This is a genomic window from Pseudomonas sp. HT11 (genome assembly GCF_044875395.1).
GTDB lineage: Bacteria > Pseudomonadota > Gammaproteobacteria > Pseudomonadales > Pseudomonadaceae > Aquipseudomonas.
Genome location: NZ_CP173217.1, coordinates 2,323,603 through 2,344,156, shown reverse-complemented (window position 1 = coordinate 2,344,156; position 20,554 = coordinate 2,323,603). Strand labels below are relative to the sequence as shown.

At 60.5% G+C, this 20,554-nt stretch carries 15 protein-coding genes and 3 pseudogenes; 12 read left to right on the top strand and 6 right to left on the bottom strand.

What is annotated here, in order from left to right; all coding sequences use genetic code 11:
- The first annotated feature begins 7 nt into the window (after positions 1 to 7).
- The 8 genes and pseudogenes from nthA (at position 8) to ABWL43_RS10845 (ending at position 7,593) form a co-directional block, all read left to right on the top strand.
- Positions 8 to 601, top strand: a complete 594-nt coding sequence (gene nthA, locus ABWL43_RS10880; protein WP_145163493.1) for a nitrile hydratase subunit alpha — start codon at positions 8 to 10, stop codon at positions 599 to 601.
- 41 nt (positions 602 to 642) lie between these two features.
- Entirely contained in the window at positions 643 to 1,305 is a 663-nt protein-coding gene (gene nthB / locus ABWL43_RS10875; RefSeq protein WP_404487658.1) for a nitrile hydratase subunit beta, read from the top strand.
- Positions 1,302 to 2,552 (top strand): GTP-binding protein, encoded by a 1,251-nt coding sequence (locus ABWL43_RS10870; RefSeq protein WP_145163489.1) that lies wholly within the window; start codon positions 1,302 to 1,304, stop codon positions 2,550 to 2,552. Before nthB ends, ABWL43_RS10870 begins: the two co-directional genes overlap by 4 nt.
- Before the next feature lie 28 nt (positions 2,553 to 2,580).
- Positions 2,581 to 3,579 (top strand): annotated as a pseudogene (locus ABWL43_RS10865) (PAS domain-containing protein); the annotation flags it as partial.
- Positions 3,580 to 3,864: pseudogene (locus ABWL43_RS10860) on the top strand (methyl-accepting chemotaxis protein); the annotation flags it as partial. It abuts the pseudogene before it with no gap.
- A 78-nt stretch (positions 3,865 to 3,942) separates the two neighbouring features.
- Positions 3,943 to 5,583, top strand: coding sequence for an AMP-binding protein (locus tag ABWL43_RS10855; protein WP_404487657.1), 1,641 nt, complete (start codon positions 3,943 to 3,945; stop codon positions 5,581 to 5,583).
- Between the two features lie 91 nt (positions 5,584 to 5,674).
- Positions 5,675 to 5,873: pseudogene (locus ABWL43_RS10850) on the top strand (alcohol dehydrogenase catalytic domain-containing protein); the annotation flags it as partial.
- 184 nt (positions 5,874 to 6,057) lie between these two features.
- Positions 6,058 to 7,593, top strand: coding sequence for a diguanylate cyclase (locus ABWL43_RS10845; protein WP_404487656.1), 1,536 nt, complete (start codon positions 6,058 to 6,060; stop codon positions 7,591 to 7,593).
- Positions 7,594 to 7,638: 45 nt separating this feature from the next.
- Here the strand turns inward: ABWL43_RS10845 and ABWL43_RS10840 are convergent, their stop codons facing one another.
- The 4 genes from ABWL43_RS10840 to ABWL43_RS10825 form a co-directional block, all read right to left on the bottom strand.
- On the bottom strand, positions 7,639 to 8,340 hold the full coding sequence (locus tag ABWL43_RS10840) for a VacJ family lipoprotein (RefSeq protein ID WP_404488393.1): 702 nt from the start codon (positions 8,338 to 8,340) through the stop codon (positions 7,639 to 7,641).
- Positions 8,341 to 8,426: 86 nt separating this feature from the next.
- Positions 8,427 to 9,821 carry an efflux transporter outer membrane subunit gene (locus ABWL43_RS10835; RefSeq protein WP_404487655.1) on the bottom strand — a complete coding sequence of 465 codons (1,395 nt, stop codon included), beginning with the start codon at positions 9,819 to 9,821 and terminating at the stop codon, positions 8,427 to 8,429.
- Positions 9,818 to 12,952: an efflux RND transporter permease subunit gene (locus ABWL43_RS10830; protein ID WP_404487654.1), complete on the bottom strand. Its 3,135-nt coding sequence runs from the start codon at positions 12,950 to 12,952 to the stop codon at positions 9,818 to 9,820. Before ABWL43_RS10830 ends, ABWL43_RS10835 begins: the two co-directional genes overlap by 4 nt.
- 2 nt (positions 12,953 to 12,954) lie before the next feature.
- Positions 12,955 to 14,139 carry an efflux RND transporter periplasmic adaptor subunit gene (locus ABWL43_RS10825; RefSeq protein WP_404487653.1) on the bottom strand — a complete coding sequence of 395 codons (1,185 nt, stop codon included), beginning with the start codon at positions 14,137 to 14,139 and terminating at the stop codon, positions 12,955 to 12,957.
- A 145-nt stretch (positions 14,140 to 14,284) separates the two neighbouring features.
- Between ABWL43_RS10825 and baeS the strand changes: the two genes are divergently transcribed.
- Positions 14,285 to 15,670 carry a sensor histidine kinase efflux regulator BaeS gene (gene baeS, locus ABWL43_RS10820; RefSeq protein ID WP_145163474.1) on the top strand — a complete coding sequence of 462 codons (1,386 nt, stop codon included), beginning with the start codon at positions 14,285 to 14,287 and terminating at the stop codon, positions 15,668 to 15,670.
- A gap of 3 nt (positions 15,671 to 15,673) precedes the next feature.
- Positions 15,674 to 16,357 (top strand): response regulator, encoded by a 684-nt coding sequence (locus ABWL43_RS10815; protein ID WP_404487651.1) that lies wholly within the window; start codon positions 15,674 to 15,676, stop codon positions 16,355 to 16,357.
- 243 nt (positions 16,358 to 16,600) lie between these two features.
- On the opposite strand, the gene ABWL43_RS10810 is transcribed toward ABWL43_RS10815, so the two are convergent.
- Positions 16,601 to 17,083: an Lrp/AsnC family transcriptional regulator gene (locus ABWL43_RS10810; protein ID WP_242200169.1), complete on the bottom strand. Its 483-nt coding sequence runs from the start codon at positions 17,081 to 17,083 to the stop codon at positions 16,601 to 16,603.
- A gap of 184 nt (positions 17,084 to 17,267) precedes the next feature.
- Here ABWL43_RS10810 and ABWL43_RS10805 point away from each other — a divergent pair, with 184 nt between their 5' ends.
- Entirely contained in the window at positions 17,268 to 18,308 is a 1,041-nt protein-coding gene (locus tag ABWL43_RS10805) for a zinc-dependent alcohol dehydrogenase family protein (protein ID WP_404487650.1), read from the top strand.
- Positions 18,309 to 18,455: 147 nt separating this feature from the next.
- Positions 18,456 to 19,577 carry a muconate cycloisomerase family protein gene (locus ABWL43_RS10800; RefSeq protein WP_145163469.1) on the top strand — a complete coding sequence of 374 codons (1,122 nt, stop codon included), beginning with the start codon at positions 18,456 to 18,458 and terminating at the stop codon, positions 19,575 to 19,577.
- 24 nt (positions 19,578 to 19,601) lie between these two features.
- On the opposite strand, the gene ABWL43_RS10795 is transcribed toward ABWL43_RS10800, so the two are convergent.
- Positions 19,602 to 20,468 carry a LysR substrate-binding domain-containing protein gene (locus ABWL43_RS10795; RefSeq protein ID WP_178119715.1) on the bottom strand — a complete coding sequence of 289 codons (867 nt, stop codon included), beginning with the start codon at positions 20,466 to 20,468 and terminating at the stop codon, positions 19,602 to 19,604.
- Positions 20,469 to 20,554: the final 86 nt, after the last annotated feature.

Genomic DNA, 20,554 nt, shown 5'->3' with positions numbered 1-20,554 from the left:
TCAACCCATGACCACACCTGAAAAAAACACGTCAACCCCGGGCGAACGAGCACAGGCGTTACTGCAAGTGCTCAAGCAAAAGGACCTGATCCCCGACGGTTACATCGAGCACATGACACAGCTGATGGCGCACGAATGGAGCCCGGAAAATGGTGCTCGGATTGTGGCCAAGGCCTGGGTGGACCCGCAGTTTCGTGAACTGCTGCTCAAGGACGGCACCGCAGCGTGCGCCCAGTTTGGCTACACCGGCCCGCAGGGTGAATACATCGTTGCCCTGGAAGACACGCCCAGCGTGAAAAACGTGATTGTGTGCAGCCTGTGCTCCTGCACCAACTGGCCTGTGCTCGGCTTGCCGCCGGAGTGGTACAAGGGCTTCGAATTCCGTGCGCGGCTGGTTCGCGAAGGGCGCACCGTCCTGCGGGAATTGGGCACGCACCTGCCGGCCTCGGTCACCATCAAGGTGTGGGACACCAGCGCCGAAAGCCGCTACCTGGTGCTGCCCGTGCGGCCGCAAGGGAGCGAATCCATGGATGAAGAAGCGCTTCGAAAATTGATCACCAAGGATGTCCTTATCGGCGTGGCGCTACCGCACGTAGCGTAACCGGGGCGCTTTGTTTCTTTCACTTTTCAGAGGTATTCACGATGGATGGTTTTCACGATCTCGGTGGTTTTCAAGGCTTTGGCAAGGTCCCTCATACCATCAACAGCCTGAGCTACAAACAGGTGTTCAAGCAGGACTGGGAGCACCTGGCCTACAGCCTGATGTTTGTCGGTGCCGATCACTTGAAAAAGTTCAGCGTGGACGAAATACGCCACGCCGTCGAACGCCTGGATGTTCGTCAACATGTCGGCACCCAGTACTACGAACGCTATGTCATCGCGACCGCCACCCTGCTGGTCGAAACAGGCGTCATCACCCAGGCGGAACTCGATCAGACCCTGGGTGCTCACTTCAAGCTGGCGAATCCCGCTCACGCTGAAGGTCGCCCGGCGATCACCGGTCGAGCGCACTTTGAGGTGGGCGACCGAGTGCTCGTGCGAGACGAGTATGTGGCCGGGCATACCCGCATGCCCGCCTATGTGCGTGGCAAGGAAGGCGTGGTCCTGCACCGCACATCCGTGCAGTGGCCATTCCCGGACGCGATTGGCCATGGCGACCTGAGCGCGGCGCATCAGCCCACCTACCACGTCGAGTTTCGCACTCAGGACCTGTGGGGGGACGCCGCAGATGAGGGTTTGGTGGTGGTCGACCTGTTCGAAAGCTACCTGGATAAGGCCGCAAGCCAACCTGCGGTGAACACATGATTGACGGCGCCCAGGCGGGCCGACTGCCGGTAACGGTACTTTCCGGCTTCCTCGGCGCCGGCAAAACCACTCTGCTCAACCATATCCTGCGCAATCGCGAAGGCCTGCGGGTGGCGGTCATCGTCAATGACATGAGCGAAGTCAACATCGATGCCGAAGAGGTGCAGCGCGACGTATCACTGCACCGTGGCCGCGATGAGTTGATCGAGATGAGCAATGGTTGCATCTGCTGCACGCTGCGCGCCGATCTGCTCGAACAGATCAGTGCCCTGGCACGCCAGCAGCGTTTCGATTACCTGCTGATTGAATCCACCGGGATCTCCGAGCCCATGCCCGTGGCGGAGACGTTCGCTTTCCTGGACGCACAGGGCTTCAGCCTCAGCGAACTGGCACGGCTCGATACGCTGGTGACGGTGGTCGATGGCAGTCGTTTTCAGGCGTTGCTGGCGTCGCCGGACACCGTGGCACGCGACGACGCGCAGGAGGACACACCCAAGCGCCCTCTGGCGGACCTTCTGATCGAGCAGGTGGAGTATGCCAACGTCATTCTCGTCAACAAACTGGACCTGCTCGATGAGCCTGGCTACCAGGCCGTGCACGCGATCCTCGCCGGCCTTAACCCGACCGCGCGGATCGTGCCGATGGTTGAGGGTAACGTTGAGTTATCCAGCATCCTCGATACCCATCTGTTTGATCTGCCCAGCCTTGCGGCGTCGCCGGGCTGGATGAAGAAAATGGAGGCCGGCGACGCACCGGCCTCCGAGTCGGACACCTATGGCGTGACGTCCTGGGTGTACCGCGAGCGCGCGCCTTTTCACCCACAGCGATTGTTCGACTTTCTCCAGCGGCCCTGGTGCAACGGGCGTCTGCTGCGCAGCAAAGGTTACTTCTGGCTCGCCAGCCGACACCGGGAAACCGGCCTGCTGGTGCAGAGCGGCAAGCAGTTCCAGTGGGACTATGTCGGCCACTGGTGGAACTTCATCGAGCCGTCGCAATGGCCGCGGGATGAATATCGGTTGCAAAGCATCATGGCCAAGTGGGACAGCATTGTCGGGGATTGCCGGCAAGAGCTGGTCTTCATCGGCCAGGATCTGGATACCCACACGTTGCAGCGCGAACTCGACCACTGCCTGCTGAGTGCTCAGGAAATCGCCGCCGGCCCGTCGGCCTGGCAAGCCCTGCCGGGGGCGACAGCCTTTGACGCCCGGGCCTTGTCGACATGCCCGACGCCCTCGCTTGCAGGCTGAACCCATTTGATCGAGGTAGAGGTGTTCCATGCTTTTTTTCAGCCGAACCACCCGCTGGATACTGGCGCCACTTGCCGACAGGCTGGAGCAGCCTGACCAGGCGAGCACGCCGTTATCGTCGAACCACCCGTTATTGCGCCGCATCCTTGCAGGCGTCGAGCAACTGCTGCAGGAGCGACAAGCCCTGAAGGAGCAAACGCGCGCACTGACCTTGCACGTCAGCCAATTGGACGAGCGCCTGGCTGACCGCGGCAAACATTTGCGCCAGTTGCAAGCACGCTGGGCACTGATCACCCGAGGCGCAGATGAACTGTTCTGGTCGCTGGACCTGGAGGGCGCCGCCGCACCCGCGGCGGAGTCCAGGATGGAGTGGACGGGGTCTGCATCGATCCAGGCCCAAGGTATTGATCAGCTTGGCCGTTGGAGCGAACAGCTACACCCGGCTGATCGGCAACCGCACCTGGAGGCGCTTGCCAGGCATCTTGCCGACCGCAACGGGCGGACGCCCTTTGCGCTCGAGGTGCGGATGAAGTCTGCATCAGACGGTGACTATCGATGGTGCAGGATCAGCGGCGATTCATGTCGCGATACGCAAGGCGTACCGCTCGCCATCGGTGGGACCCTGCGTGACATTCACGACCAGCACCTGCACACCGAAGCGCTCGAACTGGCGGCCACACGTTTCGACATTTCCCGGGAGATTCTGCATGACGGGCTCTGGGACATCGAGGTCGTGGCTGGCGACCCTGCGAACCCGACAAATACCATTTGGTGGTCTTCGCAAATGCGCCGGCTGCTGGGGTGCAGCACGGTTGAAGAGTTCCCCAACACCCTGGAAAGCTGGACCTCGCGCCTGCATCCCGAGGACAGCGCGCGGGCAATCGCAGCGTTTGTCGCCCACGTTGATGACCGCAGCGGCAAGACCCCGTTTGATGTGGATTATCGACTCAAACATAAAAGTGGCGCTTACCGCTGGTTTCGCGGCCGGGGGCAAACGCGCCGCGCGCAGGACGGCTCACCGCAAAGAGTGGTGGGCGCCATCACCGATATCCATGCCCACCATGAAGAAAGCACGATGCGTGAGGCTCAGGCGGAACAACATCGGGTGATGCAGGAAACCCTCAGCAAGTTGACCCAGATTGTCGCCACCATCCAGGGCATTGCCAGCCAAACCAACCTGTTGGCGTTGAACGCCGCCATTGAGGCGGCGCGCGCAGGCGAGGCCGGGCGCGGGTTTGCCGTGGTCGCCGATGAAGTGCGCAAGCTGGCCACCCGAACCAGCCAGGCCACGCAGCAAGCAGCCGAAATGATGGACAGCTGACACCATGAAAGCGTGTGCACTGGGCCAGTGCACACAGGGCATATTCCAACAATAATAATCAGGTACGTTATGCGCGATTACGACTCAGCAGTGAGATCTTTCGATTATCTACAACTGGCCGCCCAGGATTTGCACGGCGAGCTGGCCGCCTTGAACGCATGCATCGAATGCTGCGACCGGCACGCCGACGGTGATGCCGTGGCGTTGTATTGCGAAACCCGGGATGGCCACGCCACGCACTACACCTTCAGCGAACTGCAGGCACAGGCTGCGCGCTTCGGCAACTTTCTGCGAGAGCAAGGGGTCAAGCCGGGCGACCGTGTAGCAGGCCTGATGCCACGCACGGTTGAACTGTTGATTGCCATTTTGGGTACCTGGCGCATCGGCGCGGTCTACCAACCGCTCTTCACTGCATTCGGCCCAAAGGCGATCGAGCAGCGGTTGGGCTGCTCCGAAGCACGCTGGATCGTGACCGATGCCCATAATCGCCCCAAGCTCGAAGAGGTCACTGACTGCCCCCCTATCATCGTGACCGGCGCTGATCCACGGCGCCCGGGTGATTACGACTTCTGGGCCGTCCTGGGTCGTCAACAGGCGGATTGCGCGCCTGAGTTGCTGGACGCCAGCGCACCGTTCCTGCTGATGTGCACGTCGGGTACCACAGGGCCGGCCAAGCCGCTGGAGGTACCGTTGAGCGCCATTCTGGCCTTCAAGGGCTATATGCGTGATTCGATTGACCTGCGAGAGGACGACCATTTCTGGAATCTCGCCGACCCCGGCTGGGCCTATGGTTTGTACTACGCAGTGACCGGCCCGCTGGCGTGTGGCCGTGCCACGCTGTTCTATGACGGCCCTTTTGCGGTGGACAGTACCTGCCGGATCATCGCCAAGTATGCGATCAGCAACCTGGCCGGCTCGCCGACGGCTTATCGTCTGCTGATCGCAGCAGGGGCTGAGTTCGCCGACGCCGTGCGTGGCCACCTGCGTGTCATCAGCAGCGCCGGCGAACCGCTCAACCCGCAAGTCATTCGGTGGTTTGCCGAAGAACTCGGTGTGGTCATCCACGACCACTACGGCCAGACTGAAATCGGCATGGTGCTGTGCAATCACCACGGCTTGCGCCACCCGGTACGTGAGGGCTCGGCCGGTTATGCGGTTGCGGGGTACCGGATTGTCGTGCTGGATGACGCACATCGCGAATTGCCGACTGGCCGGCCAGGCGTGCTGGCGGTGGATCGCGAGCGCTCGCCCCTGTGCTGGTTCAACGGCTACTTCGGTATGCACACCAAGGCCTTTGTCGACCGCTATTACTTGAGCGGCGATATCGTGGAGCTCAATGACGACGGCAGTATCAGCTTCGTCGGCCGTAACGACGACGTGATCACCACGTCCGGTTATCGCGTCGGGCCTTTCGATGTGGAAAGTGCGCTGATCGAACACCCGGCGGTGGTTGAAACCGCCGTCATCGGCAAACCCGACCCGCAACGCACCGAGCTGATCAAGGCGTTTGTCGTACTCAACCGTCAATACCTGCCAAGCGCCGAGTTGGCTGAAGTCCTGCGCCTGCATGTGCGACAGCGCCTGGCCGCACATGCGTACCCACGGGAAATCGAGTTCGTCGAACAATTGCCCAAGACACCGAGTGGCAAACTGCAGCGGTTCATTCTGCGCAACCAGGAAATGGCAAGGCAGCAGGCGCTCGACACATAAGGCCGGGGCCGTCGGGAGCGGCTACGTGTGTACAGCACGGCGCGAGTGTTGTGCTAAGCCGCTCGGAATTCCAGCGCACAGCCCTGGAGTTGTCAGGGACATCACCCGGTGGAAGGTCGGCGACCGTGTGACGGTCGCCCTTTGCAGGCGGATGTGGCGCGTGTCGCGAGTGCAACAGCGGTAACCCGCAAGTCTGCACTACCCAGTTTCAACCGGGCTTCACTCATTGGGGGTCGTTTGCCGAGTACGTCGGTATACACCAGGCCGACCTGAACCTCGTCGCACAGCCGGCGTGACCGCGTTCTAGACTCATTCACCTGCCACCGGCAATGTACAGGTGTGTGGGCTCCTCGCTTACTCTATAAACGCCGTATTGCCGTACCTGATCTATAAAGATATTGGCAGGTGTGCCGATAATCGAGAAAGCCCTTCAGGCGGTTGCAGTTCGTTTTGGCGATGAGTAAGGAACACGAAATGATGCCTTTTCGTAAGAGCGCCCTTAAAGCATCCGACGTGACCCTCTGCATTCTTGTGTGCCTGGCCGGGGTGGCCGTAACGAGCTTGGTACTGATTCTTTACCACGGGTCAGAGCAGCGCACCGTTGCCGTTGCGTTCCAACTGGAGGTTGACGAACGATTCAGTCGCTTGCAGCGACGTTTTACTGTTCAAGACTTGAAACTGGACACCGTCAGGCGCTTCTTCATCAACGCCGACGATGTCACGGAAAAGGAGTTTATGGGGTTCGTCACGCCTCTCGTCGAGGAGGGCGAAACGTACGGTTGGGTACCGAGGATTCTCGAGCAGGATCTACAAGTATTTCACACCAAGGCGCTGCTCAATGGTACGAGTGACTTTGCGTATCATGAGATCAATCCAATCACCGGTGCCGAAGCCCCCCTCACCCGCCGCCCGGAACACATGGTCTTGCTCTATTTATCCAAGCGCGATGACGTGAAGGTTACCCCTGGCATGGATGTCATCGCCCGCCCGGATCGCGAGGCCCTGTTGAAGAAGGCACGAGAAACACATCAAATGGTCGTGTCGGAACCGTTGAAAATGAGCAATGGCCAGGCCGGGGTTTTCTTTGTCGCTCCCGTATTCAAAGAGTCCTCCGAGGCGCCAGTGAACGATGAAGGTTTGCAGGGCTTCATCATCTCGACAATGCGCTTGGCCTCCTTGATGGAACAAAGCATTCCGTTACCCAGTCTGCAACGACTGAACGTGACGCTGTCATTGACCGACACACAGCATCAGGAAGACAACATTTATCAGAGCTTATCGCCGGCTGCCCCATCGCCGCTTTACGCTCAGCGCGTGTTGAAAGTAGCCGACCAACACTACTTGATGCGGTTTCGGCCAACCTCAGCATTTTTGAGCTCCAACAGTCACGCATCGTTTATCAGTCTGATTGCCGTGTTCGGAACAGGATTGACGCTGCTGATGACGTTGATGGTGTACTTGCTGATCACGCAGCGCGCGCGGGCCCTGTCTCTTGTTGAAGAGCGCACGCAAGCCCTGCGTTTATTGAACATTACCGACCACCTGACGGGCGTGTATAACCGCAGGCACTTCGAAGAGCTGATGGAGCGCCTGCTCAGTGAGGCTGACACCCACTACCAGCCTCTATCGCTGATCATGTTCGACGTTGATCACTTCAAACGCATCAACGACAGCAGGGGGCATCAGTGCGGTGACAACGTGCTGAAGGCATTGTGTACACGAATACGTTCGGCAACGCGCAAAGCCGATCTACTGTGCAGAACAGGTGGCGAAGAGTTTGCCTTGATCTGCCCGGGTAGCGAACTGCACGACACGAAGCGGCTGGCGGAAAAGCTTCGAGCCCTCGTCAGCGCCCTGCCCTTTGAGGAGGCGGGTCAGGTAACGTGTAGCTTCGGCGTCGCGGCGTGGGTGCCATCGGAGTCATTTGATGCTTTCATGCGGCGCGCGGACAGCGCTATGTACAGTGCTAAATCAAAGGGTCGTGATCAAGTCCAGCTTGCCAATGTGTAACAAGCCGGATGCAGGGTTATCACGACCTGGTGGGTCACGTCCCGATCAAAAGTCGTCCTTTACGGCTCCCCCGTTGATCTTGAACGCTCGGGTTTGCAGATAGACACTTCGAATGAAGTTGTACTTATCGCCCGTAATGAGCTTTTCGGACGTCAGATATTGAGCACGTCCGTCGATCAGGCTCACGCCGTAAAGGCTATTACGGGTAGGAACGTCGCCGATGTAGCGGACCGGATTGGTGTAGGCATCAGGAAGGATGGCAGGCGCATCGCGCAGTGTGCTTGGCCCCAGGAGCGGCAGTACCAGGTAAGGGCCGCTATTTACCCCCCAGTAACCGAGGGTTTGACCGAAATCTTCGTCACTGCGCTGCAGCCCCATGGGCGTCGCGACGTCAAACAACCCCGCCAGGCCAATCGTGCTGTTGAGTAAAAAGCGACTCGTATCCACGCCGGCACTATGAAACTTGGCTTGAAGTAAGTTGTTGGACAGATTTTTGACCTCCCCCAGATTATTGAAAAAATGATGAATGCCATCTTGAGCAACCCGGGGAGTGACGAATTGGTAGGCCTGGGCAAGTGGTTTGAGTGCATAGGTATCCAACGTGTCGTTGAATGAGAAAATAGGTCGGTTAATACCTTCCCATGGATCTGCGCCGGCGTCCGCACGCGAAGGCGGTGAGATCGTGATGAAGCAGGCGCAGACAAGCACCTGGACGCAACGGCTTACACTGGAACGAAAGGCACACATGGTTATTCCCCACTCAAAGAAGTCATCTGATTTGATGCGCGCAAGCCGTTCCTTCGCTGCGGTGATGTGTGCACGTGGCAGGGCCATTAATTCCAACCGCCCCCCAGCACTTTGTACAACGTGATGCGATTACTCTGCTCGGTCAGGCGCAGCGTGATCAGGTCCTGCTGTGCGCTGTAGAGCGAGCGTTGCGCATCCAGGGCTTCGAGGTAGCTTTGCGAGCCGCCCCGATACAAGGCATCCGAGAGTTCGAAGCTTTTGCGGCTGGCGTCGGTCAGCGCCTGTTGCGCGGCGATACGGCGATCCAGGGTGCTGCGCACCGCCAACGCATCGGCCACTTCGCGGAAGGCGGTTTGCAGGGTTTGCTGATAGGTCTGCACCTGGATCTCGCGTTCTACCTTGGCCGAATCCAGGGTCGCGCGGTTACTGCCGCCGTCAAAAATCGGCACGCTGATGCTCGGGGCAAAGGTCCAGGCACCGCTGCCGGACTTGAACAGGCCGGCCAATGCCGCACTGGACGAGCCGGCATTGGCGGTCAGGCTGATGCTCGGGTAAAACGCCGCACGGGCCGCGCCAATATCGATGTTGGCGGACTTGAGCGTATGTTCGGCCGAGAGCACGTCCGGGCGTTGTTGCAGCAGGCTGGAGGGCAGGCCCGCCGGAATCTCCACCAGCACCGCCGCCGATTCCAGGTGCGTCCCCGGCAAGAGCGCCTCGGGCAGATCACTGCCGACCAACAGGCGCAAGGCATTGCGGTCCTGCAGGATCTGGCTCTCGTAGGACGCCACATCGCCCCGTGCCGACTCGACCGTGGTCTGGGCTTGCGCCACGGACAACGCAGAAGCGCCGCCCAAGGTGTAGCTGCGCTGGGTCAGGTCGTAGGTGGCCAACTGGCTGGTCAAGGTTTCCTGGGCCAGCAACAGCCGTTCGTTGTCGGCGGCCAGGGTCAGCCAGGCCGTGGCCACTTCGGCCACCAGACTGATTTGCGTGCTGCGCCGGGTTTCCGTCAGCGCCAGGTAGTCTTCCAGCGCCTCATCCCGCAGGTTGCGAACCCGGCCAAACACGTCCAGCTCATAACTGCTCAGCCCCAATTGAGCGCTGTAATCGTGAGTGGTGGCCGCCGCGCCGGAGTTGGACAGCGACCCCGGAGTACGGCTATGGGTGCCGCTGACGCTCGCGTCGACAGTGGGAAACAGGTCTGCACGCTTGATGCGGTACTGCGCCTGGGCCTTCTCAACGTTCAGGCTGGCCAAACGCAAGTCGCGGTTATTGGCCAGCGCCAATACCTGCAATTGCGCCAGGCGGCTGTCGGTAAAGAACTGCTGCCATTTGATATCAACCCCAGCCTGCCCTTTTGGCAGGCTGGCTGCTGGCAGCCATTGCTCGGACACCGGTGCATCGGGACGCTCATACTGCGGTGCCAGGTTGACGCAGCCGCCCAGGGCCATGGCGGCCAGCAAAGGCCAGTGTGACTTGATCATGCATCACCTGTCGGGGCAGATTGGTTAGCGCTGTGCACGCGGCCAAAACGGCGGCGGATCAGCACGAAAAACAGCGGCACAAAGAAAATCCCCAGCACCGTCGCGCTGAACATGCCGCCCAGCACCCCGGTCCCGATGGCCTGGCGCCCGGCGGAGCCTGCGCCCGTACTCAAGGCCAGCGGCAACACGCCGAACATGAACGCCAGGGAGGTCATCAGGATCGGCCGCAGGCGTTGGCGCACGGCGATCAGCGTCGCGTCGATCACGCTGTTGCCCTGCTCTTGCAAGTGCTTGGCAAACTCAACGATCAGGATCGCGTTTTTCGCGGCCAGGCCCACGGTGGTCAACAACCCGACCTGGAAATACACGTCGTTGCTCAACCCGGCGACACGGGTCGCCAGCACCGCACCGATCACCCCCAGGGGCACCACCAGGATCACCGAAAACGGCACCGACCAACTCTCATAGAGCGCCGCCAGGCACAGGAATACAAACAACACGGAGATGCCGTAGAGCAGCGGCGCCTGGGAGCCCGACAGGCGCAGTTGATAGGACTGCCCGGTCCATTCGTAGCCGATGCCCTGGGGCAATTGCCGAACAATGGCTTCCACCGCGTTCATCGCGTCCCCGGAGCTCACCCCTGGCGCAGGGTCGCCAACGATTTCCAGGGAGGCGTTACCGTTGTAGCGTTCCAGCAACGGCGAGCCGTAACTCCAGGAGCTGCTGGCGAAGGACGAAAACGGCACCATTTCATTGTTGCTGTTGCGCACAAACCAGTGATCAAGGTCCGCCGCCTGCATGCGCGAGGATGCCTGGCCCTGTACATAGACTTTTTTCACCCGGCCCTGGTTGAGGAAGTCGTTTACGTAAGTACCGCCAAGCGCCGTCGACAATGTGGTGTTGATGTCACTGGTACTCAAGCTCAAGGCCCCGGCCTTGCGGTCGTCAATGCTGACCTTGAGCTGCGGCGCATCGTCCAGGCCGTTGCTGCGCACGCCCAGCAAGCGGGGGTCTTTCCTGGCCAACTCCAGGAACTGTTCGCGGGCCGCCACTAACGCATCATGGCCCAGGCCACCGAGGTCCTTGAGTTGCAGGTCGAACCCCGAGCTCTGGCCCAGGCCGCGCACGGTCGGCGGCTGCATGACGAACGCATCGGCATCGCCGATGCTCGACAGCGCCATGGTCGCCCGCTGGGCGATAGCGGCTGCACCCTCACCAGAGCCACCGCGTTCGGACCAGTCCTTGAGGCGGATAAACGCCCGCGCGGTATTCTGGCTGTTGCCGCCCATGCCCAGCCCGCTGATGCTGATCATCGCTTCGACTTCGGGCTGTTTCAGGATGTAGTCTTCGAACTGCTTGATCACGGCTTGTGTGCGGCTGTCCGTCGCGCCGACCGGTAACTGGATCTGTGCCAGGAGGATCCCCTGGTCTTCATCCGGCAGGAACGACGTGGCCAGGCTCATGTAGCCCACCGCCATGACCACCAGCACCACGCCGTAAAGCAGCAGGCTGCGTCCCCAACGGAGCAACACCGCCCCCACCCAGCGCTCATAACCGGCACTGGCCCGTTCAAAGGTGCGGTTGAACCAGCCGAAGAACCCGCGCTGAGCCGTATGCGCCTGGCCGCCACGCGCCTTGAGCAACGACGCGCAGAGCGCGGGTGTCAGGGTCATCGCCACCAACACCGACAGGACCATGGCCGAGACAATGGTCACCGAAAACTGCCGATAGATAATCCCGGTGGAACCACCGAAAAACGCCATGGGAATAAATACTGCACTCAGCACCAGGGTGATACCGACCAGTGCACTGCTGATTTCACTCATCGATTGCCGCGTGGCGGCCACCGGCGACAGCCCCTCGCCCATCAACCGCTCGACGTTTTCCACCACCACAATGGCGTCGTCCACCAGCAAACCGATCGCCAGGACCATGGCAAACATGGTCAAGGTGTTGATCGAATAGCCGAACAGCGCCAGCACACCGAACGTGCCCAGCAGCACCACCGGCACAGTAATCGCCGGTATCAGCGTTGCGCGCAGGCTCTGCAGGAACAGGAACATGATCAGCACCACCAGCACGATGGCCTCGCCCAGGGCCTTGACCACTTCCTCGATGGACAGGCTGACAAATGGCGTGGTGTCGTAGGCAATCACGTTTTTAAGCTGCATTTCTGTCGGGTAGAACGGCTCCATCTCCTTGAGCTTGGCCTTGACTGCCTCACCGACATTCAGCGCATTGGCGCCAGCCGCCAGTTGCACACCCATGGCCGCAGCGGGTTTGCCGTTGAGGGCCGAACTGATGTCGTAGCTTTCACTTCCCAACTCCAGGGTTGCGACGTCGCCCAGCAGAACGACAGCTCCATCACTGTTGGACTTGACGACGACATTACGAAACTCTTCAACGGTCTGCAGTTTGCTGCGGGCGCTGATCGTGGCGTTCAACTGCTGCCCCTTGATCGCCGGCAAGGCGCCGAGCTGCCCGGCGGAGACTTCAGTGTTCTGCGCCTCCAGGGCACTGCTGACGTCCGAGGGCATCAACGCGTACTTTTCCAAGAGCGCGGGATCCAGCCAGATACGCATGGCGTAGCCTGACCCCAACGTCTGCACATCGCCAACGCCGTCTATTCGGCTGATGGAGTCCAGCAAGGTGGTGGAAATGTAATCGCCGATCTGGGTACCGGTGACACTGGGGTCATCCGATGCCAGGGCGACAATCATCAAGAAATCCGAGCCGCCCTTGGTCACGGTCAGGCCTTCGCTTTGTACCGTTTGCGGCAGTCTCGACTCCGCTTGTTGCAGCTTGTTCTGCACCTGCATCTGGGCGACGTCCGGGTCCGTGCCGGCAGTAAAGGTCAAACTGATGCTGGCACTGCCTGCCGAACTGCTGGTGGCCGACATATAGGTCAGGTTATCCAGGCCTTTCATCTGCTGTTCGATGACCTGGGTCACCGAGTCCTCCACGGTCTTGGCCGAGGCCCCGGTGTAGGTGGCAGAAATCGTGACCGTGGGCGGCGCGATGTCCGGGTACTGCTCCAACGGCAACTGGCTGATGGACAAGCCACCACCGAGCATGATCACGATGGCGATCACCCACGCGAAGATCGGTCGATCAATAAAAAAGTGCGCCATGTTCAACCCGCCTTCACAGCAGTCGGCGCCGTAGCCGCCTGGGTAGTGGCGTCTTGCGCGTTTACGGCGGCGCCGACACGAACCTTTTGCCCGCCTTCGACGATCAACTGGTCCCCCGCGTTCAGGCCCGCGGTGACCCACCACTGGTTACCCACCGCGCGATCGATGGTCAGCTCGCGTTGTTCAACCTTGCCGTCAACCACCAGCAACGCGGTGGTCACACCGCTGGCGCTACGGTTGACCGCTTTTTGCGGAATCAGAATGGCCTGATCATTGCGCGCCTGCTCCAGCACCGCGCGCACATACATGCCCGGCAGCAGCAGGTGGTCCGGGTTGGCGAACTCTGCGCGAAGGGTCACGGTGCCCGTGCCCTCATTGACACTGACGCCGCTGACCTTGAGCCGCCCCTCATGGTTGTAGGCGGTGCCATCGTCCAGCTTCAGACTGATCCGTGCCTGCCCTTCGCCGTTGGACTGCAAGGCCCCGCTGGCCAGGTCACGCTTGAGCCGCAGCAGTTCCGTAGTCGATTGGGTGACATCCACATAGATCGGATCGAGTTGTTGCACCGTGGTCAACGCGCTGTCCTGATCAGCCACCACCAGCGCCCCGGGGGTCACAGTGGACGTTTCAATGCGCCCGCTGACCGGCGAGGTAATACGCGTGTAAGCCAGGTTAATCCGGGCGGTCTCGACTTCAGCTGCGGCGACTTGCACGTCGGCGGCCGCGGTGAGCAACGTCGCCTGCGCGTCCTCGTTGTCTTGCTGGCTGATGGCATTGATCTTCACCAGTTCGGCGTCGCGCCTGGCAGTGGCCTGCGCCGATTTAAGCGTGGCGCGGTACTTGGCCAGGCTCGCCTGGGCCTGCGCCAGTGCGGCGTTGTAGGAGGCCGCATCCAATTGGTACAACGCTTGCCCGGCCTTGACATCCGCACCCTCGACAAACAGCCGCCGCTGGACGATGCCACCGACTTGCGGACGAATCTGCGCCACCATGAAGGCCTGGGTGCGCCCCGCCAGCTCGGTGGTCAGCACTTGGCTCTGGGGTTTTATGCTGATCACCGAGACCTTGGGGGTGACCGCCTCAGGAAGTGGCTCGCCGCCGGAGCAGCCGCCCAGCATGACCAAAATGATCAAGGACAGGAGCACCGCGGCGGTGACCAGGAATTTGGCGATTATTTTCGTCGACATAGCAGCCTCTGCAAGACGGGATGACTTGAGTCAGCGCCATGCTGCGAGGCAAATGTGCAGGAAAATTGAAGATTGCCCCGCCGGGTTGAATCTTTCGCTCGCCAGGGCCTAAATGGTCACCATCCATTCCCGACGGCCCGCCTCCATGAAGTTGAGTATCTCCACCAAGCTGTTTATTGCGGTACTGGCCGGTGTGTTGCTGGTCATCCTGAGCATGGGCCTGGCGACCAGCTGGAGCTTTGGGCGGGGCTTTCTCGGGTACCTCAATGAGCAGGCGCTGGAGCGCATGGCGCCCGTGCTGCCGCGCTTGGCCAGCGCCTACGCGCGCGAGGGCAATTGGGAGTTCCTGCGCAACCAGCCGGACCGTTGGTTCGACATCATGCGGCCCGAACTTGGCGAGGATCCGGCGAAGAACGACCTGCGCACGCCTTTGGCCTCCGACCTGACAGGCGCGCTATTTCGCATCGCCTTGTTGGATAAACACAAAAAACGCGTGAACGGTTACCCGGATATTGGCGACGACGCGCTGTTGCGCCCGGTTGTCGTGGGCGACGAAACCGTGGGCTGGCTGGCCGTGACCCCGTTCCAGAGCGTGACCGAGGCCGGCGGCGAACGGTTCCAGCAATACCAGTTACGCACCAGTTTGGTCATGGGCGCGTTTTCGCTGCTGCTGGCGATGCTGATTGCCTGGTGGATCGCCCGAACGTTGCTGGAACCGGTCAAACGGGTGGCCGCAGCGACGCACCGCCTGGCCAGCGGTGACTACAGCAGTCGGGTGGCGGTGGCCTCCAATGACGAAGTGGGCCAATTGGCCCGTGATTTCAACCAGCTCGCCTACACCCTGGAGCGCAATGAACAGATGCGTCGCGAGTTCATGGCCGACGTTTCGCACGAGCTGCGCACCCCGCTGTCGGTAATGCGTGGCGAGCTGGAGGCCATCGAGGATGGCGTACGCACCCTGAACCCAGGCTCGATGAAGTCGTTGCAAGGCGAGGTCAGCATGCTCAGCAAACTGGTGGATGACCTGTATGAGTTGTCCCTGGCGGATATCGGCGCACTGACCTACCGCAAGAGCGTGTGTTCATTGGATCACTTGTTGCAAGCCAGCGTGTCGATGTTCCAGGAGCGTTTGAATACCCGGTACCTGCGCGTCGAATTGGACTTGCCATCCCAACCGCTGGAGCTGTTCGCCGACGCCAATCGCTTGCAGCAATTGTTTTCCAACCTGTTGGAGAACGCCGTGCGCTACACCGATCCGGGGGGGGTCATACACATCCGCGCCTCTCAGGATCGCGCCGAGGTGTGCCTCGAGCTGCTCGACTCCGGCCCTGGTGTTTCGGCCGAACAACTGCCGCGCCTGTTCGAGCGCTTCTATCGTGGCGAATCGTCGCGCAACCGTAGCAGCGGCGGGGCCGGCCTGGGGCTGGCGATTTGTCACAGCATCGCCCTTGCCCACGGCGGCAGCCTTGACGCCGCGCACTCCCCGCTTGGGGGGCTTTGGCTGACCCTGCGCCTGCCAAGGAACATCTGACTCATGAACGACGAAAGCCCGATCCTGATTGTCGAAGACGAACCGAAGCTGGCCGCATTGATGCAGGATTATGTGGTTGCGGCAGGCTACCCGACCCTGTGCCTGGACAACGGCTTGCAGGTGGTGCCGACCGTGCGCGCCCACACACCGCGCCTGATCTTGCTCGACCTGATGCTGCCCGGCCGTGACGGTATGCAAGTTTGCCAGGACCTGCGGGTGTTCAGTGCCGTGCCCATCATCATGATCACCGCCCGCGTCGAAGAGGTGGACCGCCTGCTGGGGCTGGACCTGGGCGCCGACGACTACATCTGCAAGCCTTTCAGCCCGCGCGAAGTGGTTGCCCGGATCAAGGCCATCCTGCGCCGCGGTCCCCAACTGCTGACCAGCGCCCCACCGCGCCTGCTGATCGACGAAACGCAGTACCGCGCCTCACTCGACGGTATCGCACTGGACCTCACCCCCCTTGAGCTGCGACTGCTCAGCACCTTTGCACGCTCCGCCGGGCGGGTGTTTTCCCGCGACCAACTGCTGGACAAGATCTACTCCGACCACCGCGTGGTCACCGACCGTACGGTGGACAGCCATATCCGCAACCTGCGACGCAAGCTGGAGCAGGCGTGCCCTGGGGAAACGCCCATCGAATCATTGTATGGCGTGGGCTATCGGTTTCAGCTTACCGACGCCTGAGGTCCCGTCGAGGAGACGGCCTTGGCGTGAATGCGATGTCTGGGCAAGCCCCTCGGTGCGTCCATTTCGGATCGCGCGCCCACGATTTAATCTTCGACATTTTCAACGCATAGGGCTTCGAGCAATACCGGCTCCAAGATGTCAAAGAAGCATCTGATTTCCCCGGCTATCGCCGTTTACCTGAGTATTTATCTTTCGCGTCTTCTGGCTGTGCGCGCAGGCGAGGCCGGGCGCCGCAGGCCCTCAGATACTCAGGAGTTCGGCCAGCGGAAAACGCTGCGTGGTCTTCATTTCTCGCAGCGACAGGTTCGAGCGGATACTCAAAACGCCCGGGAGCTTTCGCAGCACCTTTTCGACGAATCTGCTGTAGCTGTCCAAATCCCTGGCGACGACTTGAAGTAAAAAATCCGCCTCGCCCGTTGTGTTGTGACAACTGAGTACCTGAGGCGCCGAGGCGATGATTTTTTCAAACTTTTCCGTGGCCTCTTCACTGTGATCACTGCAGGAAATCTGAACAAAAGCCATCACCCCCAGGCCCAGCTTTCTGCGATTCAGGATGGCTTGATACCCCTCAATCACCCCGCATTCCTCAAGGCGCTTTTGTTTACGCCAACAGGATGCTTCGCTGAGGGAAAGTTGCTCCGCCAATTTGACATTCGACAGTCGCCCATCTCGCTGCAATCGCTCTGATATTGCAATGTCCACCTTATCCAAACGCTCGAGCATGGTTGATCCTTTCAATTGTGTGCCAGCTCACGGAGATTAATTTCATTTGGCGCAAACTATCAATCGCAATCTGAAAAGCAATTTCACCCCATTTGCACATAATGGATCACCGCTGATTCGAGCAGCCCCGCATAAGAAAGCCATCGAATACAGCGCCGCGTTTATCCAGGCAGAGGTTACTTTCATGAAAGCAGTTGTCTACGAAGCCTTTTCCAAACCGCCGCGCTTGATGGACGTCGAAGACCCGACGCCGGAGCGTCACGGTGTGGTGATACAGGTGAGGGGCACGGGGGTTTGCCGCAGCGACTGGCACGGCTGGAAGGGCCATGATCCGGACATCCAGTTGCCGCATGTTCCCGGGCATGAGCTTGCCGGCATCGTGGCCGAGGTTGGCCGCGACATTACCCGGTGGAAGGTCGGCGACCGTGTGACGGTGCCCTTCGTCGGCGGGTGTGGCGCGTGTCCCGAGTGCAACAGCGGTAACCAGCAGGTCTGCTATACGCAGTTTCAACCGGGCTTCACCCACTGGGGTTCGTTTGCTGAATACGTCGGTATCCATCAGGCCGACCTGAACGTCGTGGCACTCCCTGAGAGCATGGACTTTGCCACCGCTGCAAGCCTGGGTTGCCGCTTCGCCACTTCATTCCGCGCCGTCGTTGACCAAGGCAAAGTCAGCGCCGGACAGTGGGTTGCGGTGCACGGCTGCGGAGGCGTCGGCCTGTCCGCAGTGATGATCGCCAACGCCCTCGGCGCGAACGTCATCGCCATCGATATTTCCCAGGAAAAACTCGAACTGGCGCGCTCGCTCGGCGCCGTTGCAACCGTGAACGCACAAGGCGTTGCGGACGTCACCGAAGCCGTGCTGGAAATCACCCAGGGTGGCGCCCACGTCTCACTGGATGCGCTGGGCCATCCCACCACGTGCTTCAACTCCATCAACAACCTGCGCCGTCGAGGCAAACACATCCAGGTCGGCCTGATGCTCGCCGACCACGCCACACCGGCGATCCCCATGAGCAAAGTCATCGCGCACGAGCTTGAGATCTACGGAAGCCACGGCATGCAAGCCCATCGTTATGACGCCATGGTCCAGATGATCACCGGCGGAAAACTCGCCCCGGAAAAACTCGTGGGTAAAACCATCAGCCTGGAGCAGTCCATCGACGCGTTGATGAACATGGATCGCTTCGAGACGGCCGGCGTAACGGTCGTGACCGAGTTCTAACTCAGGCAGGACGCAACAGTACCCAGGCCACAATACCCATTAAGTATTGGTCACCACCTCCTGGGTATTTGACCTCTCCCAACCGAAGCAACACCATTGAGTTCATCAGGACCCCATCGGCACGCAGCTCAAGGAATGACCGCCTCCATGCACCCCATCTCTATTGAACGGGTCGAAGCTCACCTCGTCGAGCTGCCGACCCTCAGGCCACACCGGCTGGCGATGCATACCATCGAAACCCAAACTACCGTGATCCTGCGGATCCGCTGCAGCGACGGCATCGACGGCCTGGGCGAGGCCGCCACCATCGGCGGCTTGTCTTACGCAGGTGAAAGCCCGGAAAGCATCAAGACCAATATCGACTGCTACTTTGCGCCGCTGTTAATCGGCCAGAACCCCTACAACCTGAACGCCCTGATGCAGCGCCTGGACAGCCTGATAAAGGGCAATACCTTCGCCCGCTCGGCCGTGGAAAGTGCCTTGCTTGACGCCCAGGGCAAACGCCTGGGATTGAGCGTCGCCGAGGTACTGGGCGGCCCGGTGCAGAGCTGCCTGGAAGTCGCTTGGGTCTTGGCCAGCGGCGACACTGGGCGGGATATCCAGGAAGCCGAGCAGATGCTCGAGGCGCGCCGCCACCGCCAGTTCAAGGTCAAGCTGGGGGCTCGCGAGCCGACACTGGACATCCAGCATGCCGTGGCTATCAAGCAGGCCCTGGGCAATAGAGCCAGCGTGCGCGTGGATATCAATCAGTCATGGAGTGAGGCGGTCTGTATCAGGGCCTGTACCCAACTGGCAGACGCCGGAGTAGAACTCATCGAGCAGCCGCTGCCGCGCCATCTGCACCGCGCACTGGCGCGCTTGAACAGGCGCAGTCCGATCCCGTTGATGGCTGACGAAGCCATCGAGTCGGTCGCCGACAGTTTCATGCTCGCCAGTGAGGGCGCCGCGCCGGTGTTCTCGCTCAAGATCGCCAAGACCGGTGGGCCTTGCGCAGTACTACGCGCAGCGGCCATTGCGCGGGCGGCGGGAATCGACCTGTATGGCGGCACCATGCTGGAAAGCAGCATCGGCACGCTCGCCTCCGCCCACGCCTTTACAACCTTGCCCGAGCTGAAATGGGGCACCGAACTGTTCGGCCCCCTGTTGCTGGTCGAGGATGTGGTGCTGCAACGCCCGGAGTATCGGGACTTCAAACTCTGGTTACCGAGCGGGCCCGGTCTGGGAGTCGAGATCGACGAGCACCAACTGACGCGGTTACGCCGACATTGAGGGCTGAGGGTGCCACCGCCGGCTTCAGTGTGCGTTGGCCGCCGCCTGGATCAGCCGCGAGACCTCGCGCAACAACGCGGTTTCACTGCGTTGGCGATGCCAGATCAGCGCCGCCGTGCGCGTAACGCCGGGGTTGAGGATGGGCAGATGCACCAGTTGCGGATCCACCCTGGGTTTGTGTTCGAAGTGCACTGCGGCGACCGATGAATTCAACTTCACCACCTCCAGCATGCACTCAATGGAACTTAACTCCATCTGGATACTGCCAGCAATCTGCGCCCCCAATAGCTGATCGATCAAGTGCCGGGAATGATAGCGAGAAGTTTGCACCAACAGATCGATCCCCCTCAATTCGGCAGCGTCGACAGTGGCTTGGCCAGCCAGGGGATGATCGGCAGCCACGGTCAACACCAAGGCTTCCGAGAATAACGGCTCAACAATGAAGTCACCTTTGAAGGAGTCTAAAAAAGAAACCCCCAAATCTATTTCTCCCTCTTGCAAGGCCATGGAAACTTCACCGGCGGACAGAGCCTCGCCACTGATGCTGATATTCGGGTAACGCTCCCCCAACGCGGCAAGTACAGGAGGCAATAAGCTGTTTATGTAGGTGCTGATACCGCCAATACGCAGCTGGCCCTGGGCCAGGGAGTCGATATTACGCAAGGCCAGGGCGCCTTCTTCGACTTCTTTCAAGGCCCGGGTGGCGTAGTGAAAGAAGGATTTCCCAGCAGCACTGAGTTCGACACCGCGACCCACGCGGTCAAAAAGTTTAACTTCCAGGAAGGACTCCAACTGTTTCAACTGATGAGAAAGTGTCGACTGCGTGACAAACAAGGATTCCGCCGCCTTGGTCAAGTGCTGAAACTTGGCGATGGCCAGAAAGTACCGCAAGTGCCTTAACTCAATCATGATCAATCGCTGGCATCGATGGGTTTGATGGGAATATACCATTGGTTGGGCATGCCGGACCGTCGTTA